This window comes from Rheinheimera sp., from assembly GCF_030690345.1.
Lineage (GTDB): Bacteria > Pseudomonadota > Gammaproteobacteria > Enterobacterales > Alteromonadaceae > Alishewanella.
On the sequence record NZ_JAUYGV010000001.1, the window covers coordinates 404,258 to 420,126 of the forward strand.

Genomic DNA, 15,869 nt, shown 5'->3' on the forward strand with positions numbered 1-15,869 from the left:
AGCGGCTAGCCCCATTCATGCAGCAGTACCTTATTCCACCGGAAATTTATGGCAACACGCCGGATAACTTGCTGGCACTGTTCAGCCATTTCGCGCAGCAACCCTGGGCCATGCTGCTCGACTCGGCTGCGCCAGCGCATGTGAATAGCCGCTACGACATCTTAGTAGCAGAGCCATTGGCCACCTTAGAGGCCAAAGCCGGCTGTAGCATACTCACCGACGAGCACGGCGCCCATATCTGCAACGAAGAACCCTTTACCGTGCTGAGCTGTGCGTTAAAGCGCTATTTCCCGCAGCCGGTTAGCAGCGCCCTGCCCTTTATTGGCGGCGCCCTGGGCTACTTTGGCTACGATTTAGGCCGCTATATTGAAAAGCTGCCCGCTACCGCCGAGGCCGACATTGCCCTACCTGATATGGCAGTGGGCTTTTATCCTTGGGCGCTGATCCTCGATAAACAACTTAAGCAATTGTGGTATGTCGATTATCGCGGCGAGGCGCAAGCCAACTGGCAGAAACTGCACGCCAGGCTGCAACAAAAGCTAGCGGAATCAGCACCATTTAGTTTAAACGGTAACTGGCAAGCCAATATGGATAAGGCCGGTTACATAACCCGGTTTAATCAGGTGCAGCAATATCTGCTAAGCGGTGATTGCTACCAAATTAACCTGACACAGCGCTTTTCAGCGTCGTATCAGGGGGATGAATGGCAGGCCTATTTACAATTGCGCGATAAAAACGCTGCGCCCTTTTCTGCCTTTATCCGCTTGCCGCAAGGCGCGGTGCTGAGTATCTCACCGGAGCGCTTTTTACAGCTACACAATAATGAGGTAGAAACCAAACCAATTAAAGGCACGCGGCCGCGCGGCATTTGCCCGCTGACTGACGAAGTTGAGGCCGACAACCTGCGTAATTCTGCCAAAGATCGCGCCGAAAATGTGATGATTGTTGATTTACTACGTAACGATTTAGGCAAAGTGTGTGTGCCGGGCTCAGTAGCCGTGCCGCAATTATTTGCTATTGAAAGCTTTCCGGCGGTGCATCATTTGGTCAGCACGGTAACCGGCACCCTGGCACCACAGTACAGCGCCTGTGATTTATTGCGCGGCGCCTTCCCTGGCGGCTCTATTACCGGCGCGCCCAAGGTGCGGGCAATGCAGATCATTGAGCAACTGGAGCCACAACGCCGTTCCGTGTACTGCGGCGCTATTGGTTACATTAACAGCACCGGTGATATGGATACCAATATTGCTATCCGCACGCTGATTTGCAGCGAAGGTCAAATTCATTGTCAGGCCGGTGGCGGTATAGTGGCCGACTCCGAAGCAGACAGCGAGTATCAGGAAACCTTAGATAAAGTGAATAAAATTCTGCCGGTGCTGGCCGCTAAGGAGCGATAAGGGTGCTTGCTGCAGAATTTCGCCAGCGTTTTTTACTGCAAACGGCCGCTGCAGCCGCTGCGATAGCCGCCACAGACAAGCATCAAGCCGCCGTGTTAGTGCCGCTGATTGATTACGGTAATAAGCTGCATGTGTTATTTACCCAACGCGCGCTGCACTTGCGCCATCATCCGGGGCAAATCAGCTTTCCCGGCGGCCGCATTGAACCGGGCGAACAAAGCCACACTGCGGCGCTGCGTGAAGCGCACGAGGAAATCGGCTTAGCCCCTGCCGCGGTTGAACTACTTGGCACTCTGCCGCTGCAAAGCACCAGTACCGGCTTTACCATTGAACCTTGGGTGGGTTTACTTAAGCCACAGTCCGGCTGGATTTTGCAGGCCGATGAAGTGGCCGGCATTTTTGAAGTGCCGTTAACGCATTTTTTGCAGCAGGAAAACCGCCATCAGTTCAGCCTGCCGCTGCGCGGTAAGGTGCAACAACTGCATGCCATGCCGTATCAGGATAAGTTTATCTGGGGTGCTACTGCAGCTATTTTGCACCGGTTGTGCGTACAGTTAGCCTAAGTGTTATATCGTTGCCTGAAAGTAACTGATAACATCCATTTCTTTGTACAGCACGCCAATAATATCGATAACATCGATATCTGGCAGGTAAAAGATTACGTGCTGCGCCTGAGGGAAACTGTAATAACCCTGATGAATATCAGTGCGATGTTTACCCAGTAATGGGTTTTCACCAAGCCATTCGAAACGCTTTTCTAAAGCTTTTAAATAGCGGTTTCGCTGCTGCTTACCCCAGGTTATTTCGGTATATCGCGCGATATTTATCAAGTCATCTCTGGCACGAGGGGTTACCCGGTAGTTTTTTGGCGGTGTATACGCCATTAGGTGCTGGCATCCAGATCGTGAATAAGCGAATCCATACTAAAGTCATCAACAAAGTCGCCATTACCGGCTTGCTTTGCGCCTTCAGATAAATGCGCTCGCAAGGCTTCAAGTTTGCTCTTGCGTTCCTCCATGGCTCGAAGAGCATCACGTACTACTTCACTGGCTGAGCCGTAGCGGCCGCTGGAAATTTCATTTTTAATAAACACTTCCCAGTGTTCGCCCAAGCTTAAACTTGTTGTTGCCACGATACACCTCACATATTCATAATTGTTAATTATGAATATAGTTTGTGCAAAAGCGCAAAGCAAGAGGCTTTTTGCATGCTGAGCAGCGCATGGGGTTGTATTTGCAAATCGCATAACCAACTCTCATTAGTTTTTCTCATCTGTAATAAGCACCGACCAGTTACCAACCGACTTACAGAACAGCGCTGCTTGGGCTACAATGGTGCAACTTTGATAACCACCAAACAGAATTAATTATGATTATCAGCGCTTTTGATATGTTCAGCATCGGCATAGGCCCGTCCAGCTCACATACTGTAGGCCCGATGCGGGCGGCGAAAAAATTTACCGACGATTTAACCAACAATAACCTGCTCGACAGTGTTACCGGCGTTAAAGTAGAACTGTTTGGCTCGCTGGGCCAAACCGGCATTGGCCACGGCACCGGCAAAGCGGTTATTTTAGGCTTAGCCGGCTACCTGCCGGAAACGGTCGATCCCGACGCGGTGCCGGGTTTGTTAAAGCAAGTAAGTGACGAGCAGCAAATCCGGCTGGCAAAAGTAAAACCCGTAAATTTCCCGCGCGAAGGCGCTATCGTGTTTCACCGGCGTAAAACCTTAAAAGAGCACTCCAACGGCATGGAGTTAGTTGCCTATGATAAAGACAAAAACATCGTGCTTCGCGATGTGTACTTCTCTATCGGCGGCGGCTTTATTGTAAAAGCCGAAGACTTTGCCAAGGAAAAAGAGGCCGCCAGCCAGTTTGCTGCTGATAACCCACCACCGTTTCCGTTTGAATCAGGCGCAGAGCTGTTGGCGCTTTGCAAAGAACACGGCCTGTCGATTGCCGGCTTAATGCTCGAAAACGAAAAAGTATTACGCAGCCCGGCGCAGATTACCGACCAGCTGAACAATATCTGGTTAACCATGCGCGCCTGTATTGAGCGTGGTATTAAAACCGAAGGCATACTGCCGGGCGGGTTAAAAGTAAAACGCCGCGCCCCGGCGCTGTATAAAAAACTGATGGCCGAAAAAAGTAACGATCCGCTGCAGGTGATGGACTGGGTAAACCTGTTCGCGCTGGCCGTTAATGAAGAGAACGCCGCCGGTGGCCGCGTGGTTACTGCGCCCACTAACGGCGCCGCCGGTATTATTCCGGCAGTGTTAATGTACTACGACAAATTTATTCAACCGGTAACCCCTGATATCGCTGTGCAATATCTGTTAACCGCAGCGGCTATCGGCATTTTGTATAAGAAAAACGCCTCTATTTCCGGTGCTGAAGTTGGTTGTCAGGGCGAAGTGGGTGTGGCCTGCTCTATGGCTGCTGCCGCACTAACTGAAATTCAGGGCGGTACACCGTCGCACGTAGAAAACGCCGCTGAAATTGGTATGGAACACAACCTGGGGTTAACCTGCGATCCGGTTGGCGGTTTGGTACAGGTGCCCTGTATTGAACGCAATGCCATGGGCTCGATTAAAGCCATCAACGCCTCAAGGCTGGCGCTGCGCGGTAGCGGCGATCACAAGGTGTCTCTGGATAAAGTGATTAAAACCATGTGGGATACCGGTAAAGATATGCAGACCAAGTACAAAGAAACCTCACGTGGTGGTCTGGCAGTCAATATTATCGAGTGTTAAGCAGCTTGAATTAATGAATCAGGCCCGCTTTAGCGGGCCTGATTCATTTACACTACCCCGGCTTTTTCGCCCAGGCGGCGCACCAACCTTCACTGTTCACCAGTTTGCCCGGGAAAATGCCGCATGGCCGCCACGGCTCGCCATCACTGCCCTGAATAAGGGCGCAGTTGGCACAGTTTTGCCCGTCTTTGGCTGACTTATGCACATATTGCAGCGCCTTGGCTTGCGGGTTTTCCGGGTCCAGTTGCTCGTTGGCAAAAGCCTTTAAGCTAATGCCCCCCATGCTTAAGCCCACTACGCCGCCGGCCGATAGTTTTAAAAAACGTCTTCTGCTGGTTGTCATAATTTTTCCTCTGATCTTGTCATTACACATCTGCACTTAATGTTGCTGTTATTGTTTTTAGCTATCGCTTAGTACTACTGCGTTAGGCCGTCGCCGGTTTAGTTTGCTGCAAAACAGAAAAAACCAAACCAAAGCGCCAACGTCACGTATCGGTTACAGCAATCAGTTTATAAGCTTAGTACATAGGATTCTTTGATGAGCAACAACATTATTATCACTGGCGCTGCACAACGTCTTGGCTTGCATTGTGCTTTGGCGCTGCAACAAGCCGGTTATCAGGTTATTGCCACCTGGCGCAGCGAAAAGCCCGGCCTGGCGCAACTGCGTGATGCCGGTGTGCAATGTATACAACTGGATGTGACGGATCCGGCCCAATTGGCCGGTTTTATTGCTCAGATCAAACAACAACACCGCAGCTTAAGAGCACTGATCCACAACGCTTCCGACTGGAAAAAGGATGCACCGCTAAACGACGCAAGCACCGATGCACTTGCCGCAGATGCGGCGGTGTACGATGCTATGCAGGCAGTGCATGCCAGGGCTCCCTATATGCTAAACCGCGCCTTTACGCCTTTATTGCAGGCCCACGACGGCGTAAGTGACATTATTCATTTAACCGATTTTGTCGCCAGCGTCGGCAGTAGCAAACATATGGCGTACGCCGCCTCTAAAGCGGCGCTGGAAAATTTAACCTACAGCTTTGCCCGCGCGCTGGCCCCCAAAGTTAAAGTCAATGCTATTGCCCCGGCGCTGCTGCTGTTTAATGAGCACGATGACGCAAGCTACCGCACCGCAGCACTGAAAAAGTCCTTGTTGCAATGTGAGCCGGGCGCAGAGGAAATGAGCAACACCGTGCAGTATCTGCTAAACAGCAACTATATAACCGGTAAAGTGATAGCGTTGGACGGCGGGCGGCGGTTAAACCTGCCCTAACCGACGCTAAACGGATCAGGGTTTAATTTGTCATCTGCGGCTGGCAAAATACGTTTAATTACAGACCATGAAGAACATCTATGAAAGCCAGCCTGTACTTAGTCAGTTTATGCTTCGCCGCCGGCATCGGTGCCACAGAGCAACCGGTAGCCGGTAAATGGATCACCGATTTACACGGCCAAACCTTAACCGATCCGCAAAGCTCCGGTTTTACCTGGCGCCATGATGAGTTGATTCATTTAGGTGATAACAGCGCCGCAGAGCCGATGCGCAATAAACTGCTGCGGATAAACCCGCACACGGCAAAACTTAATGCAGCGCCGCTTAATATTACGGTATCAGAGTCGGTACTAAACGGCTGTTTTGGCGAACTGTTTAGCAAGTACCCTGATTTTGAATCCCTGACCTGGGATAGAGCAGACGATACGGTGTTTATCAGCGTTACCGAAGACTCATCCTTTGTGCAGCTAAGTGCAGATTGCAAAGCAAAGTACGGCACCACTCACTCTACCGACTTCCCCACCTTGTTGGTAAAAATTGAAACCGACAGCACGCTCAGCCGCGCCGAAATTACCGCAGTGCGGCCGGTGCAGTTTCCCGAAACTGCGCAGGTTGGCAATGCACCAAACGACGGCATTGAGGGCCTGGCAATTGATAACAGCGGGAACTTGTACTTAGCGTTGGAGCAAAATGCCGCCAATGCGCCGATGATTTTTAAAACGCCCTACAACAAAGCGTTTTGGCAGCAAGATGGCTACGTTAAGGTGCAGGACAGCGGTTTTGTGCTGCCGGTGCCGGATAACAAAGACCACCCGATTAACGGCCTGGATTATTTAGCCGGCAAAAAAGCCGGCCACACCGGTTACTTAGTGGCAGCCGCGCGCAATGATGACCAATTGTGGATCATTGATTTAAGCCAACAGCAAGCGCCATTTGTACAAAAAATAGCCTATTACGCACCCACACCGGCCAACAGCGCCTGCCCCGCCTATGAGAAAATGGTACAAACCGCCATTGAAGGCGTCGCCGTGCACGGCGACACGGTATATTTAGTTAACGATGCGTGGAAAAAACATTATCCGGATAATATTCAGTGCCCGGCCAATGCCGCACACTTTAACAAGTTTGCGCCGCTGTTGTTTAGCCTGCCGGCAGACCCACGCTGGTTTATTCAACAGCTTAACTAAGTTACTGCGCCACCAGGTGAAGTACTGTGCGCTATCTGCTATTATTGCCTGCTGTTTGCCGCCCTCGTAACGGCGCAGCAGGCCGGCACAACTCCTCTTAGTATTTACGGGACTACTTATGATTAACCACTTTCGCGTACTTGGCGTAAAAACCAATGCCAGCGATGACGATATTAAAAAAGCCTATAAGCGCTTAGCCAATAAGTATCACCCGGATAAGCTGCACGGCCTGACTGACGATGAAAAAGACCAGGCTGCAGCACAGTTGCAACGGGTAAAAGCCGCTTATGAGCTATTATCAGATCCAAAGCAAAAAGCCGCTTTTATTAAAGATTTTAACAATGTCATTGTTACCGACCCCGCTGCTGCTATGCAGGAGTTGTGGGATCAGTACTACTCTTAAACCTATCAGGGTCGTCAACAGCTTATGGCAAACAAACTGAATATGGCGCGCATCCGCGCCCTGCAAACCGATGCACTGGAAAATATCGAGTCCTATATGGACCCCGATACCCCCAGGGCACTGGAGCAATTTACCGCCAAGATGAAAGCCATTTTACTGGCCAGTCCGGACATGCTCGACTCGGTACCGGAATACCTGCCTATGGCGTTATACGGCCGGGTAAAATTTACCCCGGCAGCGAAATTGCAATGGCAGCAGTGGCTGAGCAGTGCCACCGCTCCCACATGGGATCAATTTAAAACCTCAGTGGCGTTTAACAACGCCGATGTTGAACTGGTAAAAGCCATTCGTGCCCACAATGAAGCGCAGTTGATCGAAGCCTGTGCCGTACTGTTTTTACTGGAAGGCGGTAAAATTGTCGCCAAACGCCGTAACGGCAGCGAAACCTATAACGAAGACCCGGCGTACAACGACGCAGAGCACGACGATGCCGACAGCGACAGCCATCATTATGACAGCGACGACTACGACAATGATGATGACAGCGACGAAGAAGGTTACGACGACCAGTACGACGACATTCGTTTTAACGGAGAGAAGCCTTAATGAGTACTAATTTAATTGAGATAGCCGTTGCCGAAATTAAACAACTGGCTGTAGTAGAGCCAAAACAAGCCAGCAAAAAATTTGAGCTGATTGCCAATACCATGAGCGACGAGCAACTGGTAGAAGTGATTGAGCAAATAGACATTGTTACGCTGACCCAGATTAACAGCGAGCACGATATCTCCTTCCCGTCGATTATCTCTGAGCTGATGAGCCCGGAGCGCATTCGCGATATCGTTTGCCAGCAGCCATTGTACTGGGAAGAGAAAATTAAGAATAACGCCGAAGAACTTAAGCAACACACCTTCGACTTTTTAACCTATTTGATCCGCACCCAGGACAGTGAAGACAAACAAGCTGCTATTTTAGAATGCGTGGCAGAAGACCCTGCCGGGCTGTTTTATTTGTCCATTCCGTTTATTGAAATCTACCGCGGCGAACAATTTGCCGATGAAGACTTCTACGCCGACACCCTGCACGAAGAGGAAGAAGACCTGGAAGAAGCCCTGGCCTACACCGAGCGGCAACTGACAGAAGACGCCCATGGCCTGGGCTTTGACGACCCACGCAGCCTGTTGGCGCTGATCCGCCAGTTAACGCCGCAGGTAGAGCAAGCCATTAAAGCGCTTATCCGCAACGAAAACTCCGGCTGGGAAGGCATTATCAGCAAATTTGCCACCGAGTTGGTAATGCAGGCAAAAGAGAAAAACCAGGCCACGGATGAATACGCCGAAGTGGACGATATGTTCAGTTTTCTCGACTAAGGAATAACTCATGCAGTTAATGCTACGCGATGGCAGTTTTGGCCCGTTTTTAACTCAGGTGCTGCATAAGGCACTGGCCGACGACAAACTCAGCCCTGCTGAGCTGCAACAGATTAAAAGCAAAGCCGTGCTGATGAGCCTGAAATTTGCCGATAAGTTTTACAACAAGTACAAAATGCACCTGCTGGAACAAGCCGCACACGACATTATCGGCGTAGTCAGCTTAGGCCTGCTGGAGCTTAGCGACAACGACGCTGAGCGTGCTTTAAGCCTGCTGCTGGCGCCGGAGGGCGTGGTAAAGCCGTTTCAAAAAGGCTGGAATATGCTGAGCACTGTCAGCAAAAAAACCGGTAAGAACTCTTTATACGGCGATGTGGAAGAGCAACTGCTGCAAAGTATTGCCAGCCCGCCTGATGCCGAAGAATGGAGCGGCTGGGCGCACTATCAGCAAGCGCTGAAAGATCACCGCCGCAGCCAGTCTATGCAGCTGTTACAACAGCAGTTTTACGCCCGCACACACTTTGATGAGTTTGAGCATTTCAGCTTAGAAGAAGTGTTGGCTGAAATAGTGTTATACCGTGCCCTTACCGGCGGCGATAAAGTACGCCAGGATTTAAAAAAGCGTATCCGCACTATTGCCCTGCAACCGCACTGGTTTAACGACACCTTTTTTCAACTGCAAACCGAAGCCACTCTGGCCGAACTACCTGAGGCCAATGCCGATGCTATCCGTAACGATTTAGGCCAGCATTTTATTCCGGCGCTGCTGCGTACCTTAGCCTTTGCTAAAGACTATCAGGCGCTGGCAGCACAGGATGCCTCACCGGAGAAGCTCGACGCCTTTGAAGGCAAGCAAGGCTTAACTAATCCGCTACTCGGCTGGCCGCAATACCTTGAACTATAAGCTGGAACTATAAGCCGGAGCTGTAAGCTGCAAGCTGCAACGATGGACGAAAATATGACCAAACGTATTTACCCGCTGGCGGTAGCCATGCTGCTATGGCTGTTACCGCTGCACCATGCTGCAGCCAACACAGAGGACGCCGCCGCTGACGTATTACGCGTTGCCCTGCCCGCTGCAGCCTGGGGCATGACCAGGTATTTTGACGATGACGAGAGCAGCACACAGTTCTACTACAGCTTTACCGCCACTGTTGCTACGACCCTGGCGCTAAAAACAGCAATTGATAAAAACCGCCCCGACGGCTCAGACAACGATGCCTTCCCCTCCGGCCATACCTCCATGGCGTTTCAGGGTGCTGCCTTTATGCAGCGCCGTTACGGCTGGCAACACGGCGCTCCGGCGTACGCTCTGGCAAGCTATGTCGGCTACAGCCGGGTAAAGAATGATCATCACGACAGCCGCGACGTATTGGCCGGCGCGCTGATCGGCATCGCCGCCGGCTATTGGTTCGCCGAACCGTTTTATGGTGTGCAAATTACCCCAACCGCGAGCTTAAACGGCGTAGGTTTGCAGTTAAGCGCAAACTGGTAAAACCGGCCGTACTCCCCCACGGCCGCGGCTTAATCAGTGTTGAGATCTGTGCGCTGGCGCACAGATCCTAAAGTTGCGTCCCGCTACTATTCCTTCACACACACCGGCTGAACCCTGTTATCTGCTGAACCTGGTTGCCGGTGCCGCGTTTTATCCACGCCAAAAGGAATAGCACTATGCACTTTATCAGCTGCAAAGATAACACCAAACTTTATGTCAAAGACTGGGGTGAAGGCCAGCCGGTTATATTGATACATGGCTGGCCACTGTCTGCCGACTCCTGGGATGAGCAAGCTATGGCGATTGCCGCAGCCGGTTATCGTGCCATTAGCTACGACAGGCGCGGTTTTGGCCGCTCGTCACAACCGTGGAGTGGTTACGACTACGACAGCTTAAGTGACGACCTTGCCGCGGTTATCGCCTATGCGGACGCCCCAAACGCTATTATTATCGGCTTTTCCATGGGTGGCGGTGAAGTGGCCCGCTATATGTCGCGCCATAACGCTAAATCGGTAGTAAAAGCAGCGCTGATTTCATCTGTGGTGCCGTTTCGGCTGAAAACCGACGACAACCCGGCAGGGACGGAGCAGGAAGCTTTCGATAAAACAGCCGGTGCGATTAATAAAGACCGCGCGGCATTTTTTACCGACTTTTTTAATACTTTTTTCGGTGCAGGTACGCCGGGTAATAACGTCAGTGACGAACTGCTCAGGCATATGGCTGCCGTTGCCATGCAAGGCAGTATCAGGGCGACACTGGAGTGCCTGAAGGCGTTTTCCACTACCGACTTTCGCGCTGATTTGGCCTACTTTAAAGTGCCCACGCTGATCATTCATGGCACTGAAGACAAGACCGTGCCGATTGACGCCTCGGCCAGGCTGGCGGCTGAGGGCATCAGCCAGGCAACCCTCATTGAATACCCAAAAGCACCTCACGGTTTATTTGTCACCGACAAAGACAAGCTGACCAAAGATATCCTGGCGTTTATCCGCCGGTAATGGCTAAACAGGCTTAGCGCTGCAACTGCAGTTGGTAAATATGGTCAGCAAAATACTTGCCGCCAATATTATGTGCGTTGGCTGCAATTTGCTTAAGCGCAAAGCCGCATTTGGTTAACACCTTCTCTGATGCGGCATTGCCTTCTGTCACCACTGCCTGGTAACGGTTTATCTGCTGTGTGTCCGTTGCCCAATTAATCAGCCCTTGCAGAGATTCCGCCGCATAACCCTTGCCATAAAATTCGGGTAAAAACAGATAGCCAACTTCAGCAACGCCGTCTTGTAGCATAAAGCCGGTAACGCCCAACTCTGCGCCGGTAACCTTATCAGCCACCACCAGCCCAAGCCAGTTGTTGCTGTCCGGTGTCCAGGGCTTAAGCCGCGCGGCAAACTTCTGTCTTATCATATCTTCCGGCGGTACATCAAAGCACAGCGCTACTATTTGCTGCTCGGTATGTAAGCGCAGAAACAGCGGCCAGTGCTGTTGTTGTAGCGGGCTTAACATTAAGCGGTTGGTTTCGATGTTCATCAACGGATTTTCCCTTTAGTGTTTTGGCTAACATCAGCTATGTGCCAGCTTAACCAACCTGGCCATTACCTGAACTGGCGTAATTGGATATGGTTACCATCTGAGTCTGCGATATTACACACGGTAAATAGCGGATTAGACCATAATCCTTCAAATGACCGGCCACCCAGCTCTATTGCTTTTAGCTTTGCTTCTTCAATATTATCAACGGTTAAAAACAGTTTTACGCTATTAAAATCCGGCGGTGGCATCGTTATCGGTGGCGTATGAATAACAATGTTAAAACCATCTTTAACAAGGCTAATCAGCTCAGTTGTCTCGCGGATCACGTCCATCGCAAAAAGCGCGGTGTAAAATCCGGCCAGATTTTTTATGTCGTTTGAATAAACTAAAGCACCATGTTTTGCCGGGCCGTTCATGAAATCCCCTTAAAGATTGAAATTAAAATGCGTTCTGGCGACACTCGCGGTTTGTATCATTGCAGCGCTGCTTGTGCCGCTAATTATCAGCCATTAAACGCACTTGCCAGTGTTAATGCACTCACTACGAAAAAAAGCCAGCCATGATAAATGTTTACCTTTTGTATAGTAAGCTGAGAAAGCACCACTTACAGCAAACACCACACTGACAGATAAAGACTAAGTTTGGTTCTGCAGGCATTGTGGCGGAGTAACCAATTCAATTGCCAGATAAGGCATGGGCGTTAACTTAAAGCCATGATGCCGGCCAACGCACAAGCTGGTTTCATTGTGTAAATCTGAAACTTCCCTACGTAGCGCCCAAAGCAGCGACTCCTGCTCTACGGACAGCAACCGGTAGCTACGACTCAATTCAACCAGGTACCAGGGGGTTAGCATAACTTGCTGTACGGCAGCCGCATCATGCCATTGGCTTTCAGGTAACGGAAACTTAATCAAGCGGAAAAAAGCTTCCCGCTCACCTGGTTGCATTCGTAAAGGAAAGCTAAGCAACAGAGGAACATCCAGCCCGTAGTCGCGGTAGTCATTTTCCTGCAACGTCAGTAGCGCATAAATATCCAGATCGGTTTCCAGGGTATAGTCAATGTAACCACCGATACGCAGGTATTCCAGTAACAACCGTTTAGGATCAAGGCTGGCCAGCAGAACCTGCGGGCTGTTCTCACCATAGTCGGCCAGCTGCTTCTGCCGCAATAAATCCAGATAATAGCCACTTTCGGCCAAATCATAACTGACGGTTTTAATCCGGTAAGCACGATACAGCACCTCTTGCGGTACTGCTTTGCCTTCGGCATGCGCTTTAATCACTATGGTGCTGGCAGCCCAATTAATCGTCCACCAATTAGTATCACCGGCATATACATGCTGCCGGAAGGTGTAACGTTCTCCCGCCAGATAACCGATAGCAGCGGATAAATCCTGTTTATCGATAATATTGCGCTTTGCCCGCACATGGCTGCTAATACTGCCAAGGGTAGCGGGCACCTCCATTGTTGCCTTACCCACCGTTGCCAGGGCAGTGCAACCAGCCAGTAATATGGTCCCGGCAATAATGGCTATTATGTCGGGTATCACAACGGTAAATCGCTGGCTCATCTTAATTAGCCTTATCGGTTCAGTTTGTTTCGTTGCAGTTTTTGCAATACAAGGGGCACAGACAACTTATCGGCCCTGCACCGCACCAAATTTGCAACATTTAATATCAATGCTGAACGCTTAACAAAATACATGCCAGTGCCTGTCAGGGGAGAACACTATAATCAAACTCTTCTGTTTCCAACACTTCAAACGCGACTGCACGGACACTGGCATCGTTATTGTCACACAACCGGGTTGAGGTGATTTTGCCGTAACGACGGGTAACAATGCCGGCATGAAACTCAGCATCGTGCGGCTCGCCCGGTGTGAAATTGGTTCTTCGCATGCGGTCAAAAACCAGGTATTCATAACCGGAATTGTTAAAGCGAATGATATTTGCTCCGCCGCCGGAGAATCCGGCGCTGGCCAGGAAAAACTTGCCCTGCGGCGCTACTTTTGCCGCCGGATAAGTCAGTTCGATCTTACCGGGTTTACCAAAACGGTATTGTACATAGCCACTTGTGTTACTGACATCTGCAGACGCGCATACAGACAGCAGCTTGTGTTCTATTTCACAACCGAAAATAAGTTGCTCATCCGGCTGGCACAGGTATAAGGGCTGATCAGCTGCAGACGCATGGCTTAGCAGCAGCAAAAACAGACTAACAACACGAAACATATTGTATTGTTTCCTATTTCAATTTAGGCAGAAACGATAAATCGACATAGTATTTATCAGGATTACCCTGTGCAATAAATACTCTGATTGTCTCTTTGTCGATAAAAGCTGAAGGATCAAACCACAGATTATTACTCTTGAAGATGTGAATATCAGACGTGGCGGGGTTTTGCCACTGCGTTAACACCCGAAACGGGTGTTTGCCATTAACGGATAACGCCGTGTTCTGCTCAACGCTTTGGTAGCGGGTTTCTATTGCCACGCCACTGGTTTTCAGTATTTCATCCTGGCGGCCTTTTAAAGCGATAAACAAGATAATACCGCCACCTGCCAGAAAAAATACCGCGCCCATAGCCGCTAAAATAAGCGCAGCGCCCCACAAGGAAAAGAAATCATTAATTTTGGCATCTGAGGGCCTTGCGCTCTGGTACAGCACCTCTACCTGCTCGCCTTCGGCATAGCGCGCCGGATTACTGCCGGTAGTTGGTGCAAATTCAATTACCCGGCCGTTTTGGGCAGTAAACTCAACTAAGGGCCGGTAAGTAATGGAATTATCAGAACGTGACGCTAACAGCTCAACCACAATACCCTCTGCCGTTACGGCGTCTTTTAAAAATGCGCTGGTGCTGTTGTAGATAAAAAAAGCCCCGGCCAGCATAGCGAAGCCAACTAAGGTAAATAAATATTTAACAATTGCAATTGCTTTCATGTCTTATCCCAAGATGTACTTTGTATTATTACCCGCGGTTAACGGTGTGTGCAGACTTTATCAATAACGGCAGCAACAATATCAGCCGTAAGATAGTCTTGTGCTTCGGCTGCAGAGATCGCCATATGGCCAAACACTATGCCGTCACCAGTGACAGTTAACACGCCTGACCCGCATGTTATTGCCACCGGCATGGTTAAACTGCCGGATTTACCTTCGCGCAGTAAACTAAGGTTGGCCCCGCTAACCAGGTCACCATCAAGATACCATTCATCAAAATAAGGGCCGCCCACCATATCGCGATACACCAAGGTGGCATCCGGGTTAAAGCTACCGGTTTCGGCGTATAAACCACCGCTGCACACATTCAGCAACACAAACAACAGCAAAAATCTGGCTGAGTTATACATAGTTAGTCTTCCTTACAGTTTTACACTTAATCAGCCGGCACCGGCAAACGCAACCAACCCAGCACACGGCTGTTATCCACCCGGTAGCCGCTACCTTGCTGCACAAGCGGTATGGCTTCTCTGGAGGAGTAAACGGGCCCGGCATTTTGCTGCGCTATCACCACAGCATACGGATTCACCTCTGCAATAATGGCTACATGGCCATAGGGGTTAAACAGCGACGGAGCATAGACAATAATGTCATCCGGCGCCGGCATAGTTACACCGCCGTTGCGGTATTGCAGCAAAGCGCGCTGCTTATTCCAGCCACCATCAGGCAGGGTTCGGTCAAAGAACGTTCTGGCATGGCCATAAGAATCCGGCATTTGATGGCCGAACCGCTCATAGTAATAGCGCTTAATAAACTCAACGCACTGGTACCTGAGGCCAAGGTTATAGCCGGTAGCGGTTAAATTTCTGCCATAAGACTGGTTTACCCCGCCGTTATAGAAAATACCCACGCCGTTTAATTCATCAATTTGCGTACCCGGCGCAATACTGCTACCCAATGGCATCCGGGTAATAAGCTGATAGGCGCCAAACACAACCGCAGTAACAACAGACACAGCAAGCAGCCACTTTATTGTTTTATTCACAACTACTTCTCATCTTTGGTTAGTACGGCACATAGTTATCCAACTGCTTAATTCTTTGCTCTGCCCGTTGTTGCTGACAAGTAAAATACATCGCTTTACCAATAGGGGCTGAGCCATGCATAGCGTACTGCGTGTCGCAATCGGCATCTCTGAACTTGATCCAGGCACGCTGCGCGGTTAACAGCTTTTTTCTGTACTCTGTGTAGTTATCCTGCTCAGTGTCAGGCTGCGTCAGTTGTTCTGCCAACTTGTGGTAACTTGCGTTTAGCAGAGCTTCGGTTTTATCCAGCGCAATAAGCGCACAGTGCTCCACTTCCTGTGCAGAGTACGCTGTCGTGCAATCAATGGTCGGGGTGGCTTCTGCATAGCTATTAACAGAAAACAGTAGCAATAAAACTAACAGCGGGCGTAACAGCATAAATATCCCTGAATACTTAACAAGTTGAGCAGAAACAGCTGGCTGCGTTCAGCCTC

General features: G+C 50.2%; 22 protein-coding genes. 11 read left to right on the forward strand and 11 right to left on the reverse strand.

Annotated elements, in window-relative coordinates:
* The first annotated feature begins 17 nt into the window (after nucleotides 1-17).
* Nucleotides 18-1,397: an aminodeoxychorismate synthase component I gene (gene pabB / locus Q8O77_RS01855; RefSeq protein WP_305551087.1), complete on the forward strand. Its 1,380-nt coding sequence runs from the start codon at nucleotides 18-20 to the stop codon at nucleotides 1,395-1,397.
* A gap of 2 nt (nucleotides 1,398-1,399) precedes the next feature.
* A complete protein-coding gene (locus Q8O77_RS01860; RefSeq protein WP_305551088.1) occupies nucleotides 1,400-1,960 on the forward strand; it encodes a CoA pyrophosphatase in 561 nt (186 codons plus the stop codon).
* 3 nt (nucleotides 1,961-1,963) lie between these two features.
* Here Q8O77_RS01860 and Q8O77_RS01865 read toward each other — a convergent pair whose 3' ends face one another.
* Entirely contained in the window at nucleotides 1,964-2,281 is a 318-nt protein-coding gene (locus Q8O77_RS01865) for a type II toxin-antitoxin system RelE/ParE family toxin (protein WP_305551089.1), read from the reverse strand.
* Nucleotides 2,281-2,529 carry a type II toxin-antitoxin system ParD family antitoxin gene (locus Q8O77_RS01870; RefSeq protein ID WP_371133431.1) on the reverse strand — a complete coding sequence of 83 codons (249 nt, stop codon included), beginning with the start codon at nucleotides 2,527-2,529 and terminating at the stop codon, nucleotides 2,281-2,283. The genes Q8O77_RS01865 and Q8O77_RS01870 overlap by 1 nt, the downstream gene beginning before the upstream one ends.
* Before the next feature lie 236 nt (nucleotides 2,530-2,765).
* On the opposite strand from Q8O77_RS01870, the gene Q8O77_RS01875 reads away from it, so the two are divergent.
* Entirely contained in the window at nucleotides 2,766-4,148 is a 1,383-nt protein-coding gene (locus Q8O77_RS01875) for an L-serine ammonia-lyase (RefSeq protein ID WP_305551091.1), read from the forward strand.
* A 52-nt stretch (nucleotides 4,149-4,200) separates the two neighbouring features.
* Here the strand turns inward: Q8O77_RS01875 and Q8O77_RS01880 are convergent, their stop codons facing one another.
* Nucleotides 4,201-4,491, reverse strand: a complete 291-nt coding sequence (locus Q8O77_RS01880) for a high-potential iron-sulfur protein (protein WP_305551092.1) — start codon at nucleotides 4,489-4,491, stop codon at nucleotides 4,201-4,203.
* A 195-nt stretch (nucleotides 4,492-4,686) separates the two neighbouring features.
* Here Q8O77_RS01880 and folM point away from each other — a divergent pair, with 195 nt between their 5' ends.
* The 8 genes from folM to Q8O77_RS01920 all read left to right on the forward strand — a co-directional run bounded on the left by folM (nucleotide 4,687) and on the right by Q8O77_RS01920 (nucleotide 10,877).
* Nucleotides 4,687-5,424, forward strand: coding sequence for a dihydromonapterin reductase (gene folM, locus Q8O77_RS01885; protein WP_305551093.1), 738 nt, complete (start codon nucleotides 4,687-4,689; stop codon nucleotides 5,422-5,424).
* Between the two features lie 80 nt (nucleotides 5,425-5,504).
* A complete protein-coding gene (locus Q8O77_RS01890; RefSeq protein WP_305551094.1) occupies nucleotides 5,505-6,611 on the forward strand; it encodes an esterase-like activity of phytase family protein in 1,107 nt (368 codons plus the stop codon).
* Nucleotides 6,612-6,729: 118 nt separating this feature from the next.
* Nucleotides 6,730-7,014 (forward strand): DnaJ domain-containing protein, encoded by a 285-nt coding sequence (locus Q8O77_RS01895; protein WP_305551095.1) that lies wholly within the window; start codon nucleotides 6,730-6,732, stop codon nucleotides 7,012-7,014.
* 24 nt (nucleotides 7,015-7,038) lie between these two features.
* The gene (locus Q8O77_RS01900; protein WP_305551097.1) at nucleotides 7,039-7,620 is read left to right on the forward strand and encodes a hypothetical protein; all 582 of its coding nucleotides are present in this window, start codon (nucleotides 7,039-7,041) and stop codon (nucleotides 7,618-7,620) included.
* The gene (locus tag Q8O77_RS01905) at nucleotides 7,620-8,384 is read left to right on the forward strand and encodes a hypothetical protein (protein ID WP_305551099.1); all 765 of its coding nucleotides are present in this window, start codon (nucleotides 7,620-7,622) and stop codon (nucleotides 8,382-8,384) included. Before Q8O77_RS01900 ends, Q8O77_RS01905 begins: the two co-directional genes overlap by 1 nt.
* Nucleotides 8,385-8,394: 10 nt before the next feature.
* Complete coding sequence (locus tag Q8O77_RS01910; RefSeq protein ID WP_305551101.1) at nucleotides 8,395-9,288, forward strand: hypothetical protein; 894 nt, start codon at nucleotides 8,395-8,397, stop codon at nucleotides 9,286-9,288.
* A gap of 54 nt (nucleotides 9,289-9,342) precedes the next feature.
* Nucleotides 9,343-9,879, forward strand: coding sequence for a phosphatase PAP2 family protein (locus tag Q8O77_RS01915; protein ID WP_305551103.1), 537 nt, complete (start codon nucleotides 9,343-9,345; stop codon nucleotides 9,877-9,879).
* 176 nt (nucleotides 9,880-10,055) lie between these two features.
* Nucleotides 10,056-10,877 (forward strand): alpha/beta fold hydrolase, encoded by an 822-nt coding sequence (locus tag Q8O77_RS01920; RefSeq protein ID WP_305551105.1) that lies wholly within the window; start codon nucleotides 10,056-10,058, stop codon nucleotides 10,875-10,877.
* A gap of 13 nt (nucleotides 10,878-10,890) precedes the next feature.
* Here Q8O77_RS01920 and Q8O77_RS01925 read toward each other — a convergent pair whose 3' ends face one another.
* From Q8O77_RS01925 to Q8O77_RS01960, 8 genes are all read right to left on the reverse strand, one after another.
* Nucleotides 10,891-11,406 carry a GNAT family N-acetyltransferase gene (locus tag Q8O77_RS01925; RefSeq protein WP_305551107.1) on the reverse strand — a complete coding sequence of 172 codons (516 nt, stop codon included), beginning with the start codon at nucleotides 11,404-11,406 and terminating at the stop codon, nucleotides 10,891-10,893.
* Between the two features lie 65 nt (nucleotides 11,407-11,471).
* Nucleotides 11,472-11,825 carry a VOC family protein gene (locus Q8O77_RS01930; RefSeq protein WP_305551109.1) on the reverse strand — a complete coding sequence of 118 codons (354 nt, stop codon included), beginning with the start codon at nucleotides 11,823-11,825 and terminating at the stop codon, nucleotides 11,472-11,474.
* A gap of 219 nt (nucleotides 11,826-12,044) precedes the next feature.
* Nucleotides 12,045-12,980: a hypothetical protein gene (locus tag Q8O77_RS01935; RefSeq protein WP_305551112.1), complete on the reverse strand. Its 936-nt coding sequence runs from the start codon at nucleotides 12,978-12,980 to the stop codon at nucleotides 12,045-12,047.
* Between the two features lie 145 nt (nucleotides 12,981-13,125).
* Entirely contained in the window at nucleotides 13,126-13,641 is a 516-nt protein-coding gene (locus Q8O77_RS01940) for a hypothetical protein (protein ID WP_305551114.1), read from the reverse strand.
* A gap of 13 nt (nucleotides 13,642-13,654) precedes the next feature.
* Nucleotides 13,655-14,350, reverse strand: coding sequence for a DUF3592 domain-containing protein (locus Q8O77_RS01945; protein ID WP_305551116.1), 696 nt, complete (start codon nucleotides 14,348-14,350; stop codon nucleotides 13,655-13,657).
* A gap of 38 nt (nucleotides 14,351-14,388) precedes the next feature.
* Nucleotides 14,389-14,760 carry a hypothetical protein gene (locus Q8O77_RS01950; RefSeq protein ID WP_305551117.1) on the reverse strand — a complete coding sequence of 124 codons (372 nt, stop codon included), beginning with the start codon at nucleotides 14,758-14,760 and terminating at the stop codon, nucleotides 14,389-14,391.
* A 26-nt stretch (nucleotides 14,761-14,786) separates the two neighbouring features.
* Nucleotides 14,787-15,395 (reverse strand): CHAP domain-containing protein, encoded by a 609-nt coding sequence (locus tag Q8O77_RS01955; RefSeq protein ID WP_305551118.1) that lies wholly within the window; start codon nucleotides 15,393-15,395, stop codon nucleotides 14,787-14,789.
* A gap of 19 nt (nucleotides 15,396-15,414) precedes the next feature.
* Nucleotides 15,415-15,813 (reverse strand): lysozyme inhibitor LprI family protein, encoded by a 399-nt coding sequence (locus Q8O77_RS01960; RefSeq protein WP_305551119.1) that lies wholly within the window; start codon nucleotides 15,811-15,813, stop codon nucleotides 15,415-15,417.
* Nucleotides 15,814-15,869: the final 56 nt, after the last annotated feature.

Coding starts and splice junctions, on each gene's coding strand:
- Q8O77_RS01900 (WP_305551097.1), top strand. CDS start 7,039: ATGGCAAACAAACTGAATATGGCGCGCATCCGCGCCCTGCAAACCGAT.
- Q8O77_RS01895 (WP_305551095.1), top strand. CDS start 6,730: ATGATTAACCACTTTCGCGTACTTGGCGTAAAAACCAATGCCAGCGAT.
- Q8O77_RS01945 (WP_305551116.1), bottom strand. CDS start 14,350: ATGAAAGCAATTGCAATTGTTAAATATTTATTTACCTTAGTTGGCTTC.
- Q8O77_RS01935 (WP_305551112.1), bottom strand. CDS start 12,980: ATGAGCCAGCGATTTACCGTTGTGATACCCGACATAATAGCCATTATT.
- Q8O77_RS01915 (WP_305551103.1), top strand. CDS start 9,343: ATGACCAAACGTATTTACCCGCTGGCGGTAGCCATGCTGCTATGGCTG.
- Q8O77_RS01960 (WP_305551119.1), bottom strand. CDS start 15,813: ATGCTGTTACGCCCGCTGTTAGTTTTATTGCTACTGTTTTCTGTTAAT.
- Q8O77_RS01875 (WP_305551091.1), top strand. CDS start 2,766: ATGATTATCAGCGCTTTTGATATGTTCAGCATCGGCATAGGCCCGTCC.
- Q8O77_RS01905 (WP_305551099.1), top strand. CDS start 7,620: ATGAGTACTAATTTAATTGAGATAGCCGTTGCCGAAATTAAACAACTG.
- Q8O77_RS01865 (WP_305551089.1), bottom strand. CDS start 2,281: ATGGCGTATACACCGCCAAAAAACTACCGGGTAACCCCTCGTGCCAGA.
- Q8O77_RS01950 (WP_305551117.1), bottom strand. CDS start 14,760: ATGTATAACTCAGCCAGATTTTTGCTGTTGTTTGTGTTGCTGAATGTG.
- Q8O77_RS01880 (WP_305551092.1), bottom strand. CDS start 4,491: ATGACAACCAGCAGAAGACGTTTTTTAAAACTATCGGCCGGCGGCGTA.
- Q8O77_RS01940 (WP_305551114.1), bottom strand. CDS start 13,641: ATGTTTCGTGTTGTTAGTCTGTTTTTGCTGCTGCTAAGCCATGCGTCT.
- Q8O77_RS01925 (WP_305551107.1), bottom strand. CDS start 11,406: ATGAACATCGAAACCAACCGCTTAATGTTAAGCCCGCTACAACAACAG.
- Q8O77_RS01890 (WP_305551094.1), top strand. CDS start 5,505: ATGAAAGCCAGCCTGTACTTAGTCAGTTTATGCTTCGCCGCCGGCATC.
- Q8O77_RS01920 (WP_305551105.1), top strand. CDS start 10,056: ATGCACTTTATCAGCTGCAAAGATAACACCAAACTTTATGTCAAAGAC.
- Q8O77_RS01930 (WP_305551109.1), bottom strand. CDS start 11,825: ATGAACGGCCCGGCAAAACATGGTGCTTTAGTTTATTCAAACGACATA.
- pabB (WP_305551087.1), top strand. CDS start 18: ATGCAGCAGTACCTTATTCCACCGGAAATTTATGGCAACACGCCGGAT.
- folM (WP_305551093.1), top strand. CDS start 4,687: ATGAGCAACAACATTATTATCACTGGCGCTGCACAACGTCTTGGCTTG.
- Q8O77_RS01910 (WP_305551101.1), top strand. CDS start 8,395: ATGCAGTTAATGCTACGCGATGGCAGTTTTGGCCCGTTTTTAACTCAG.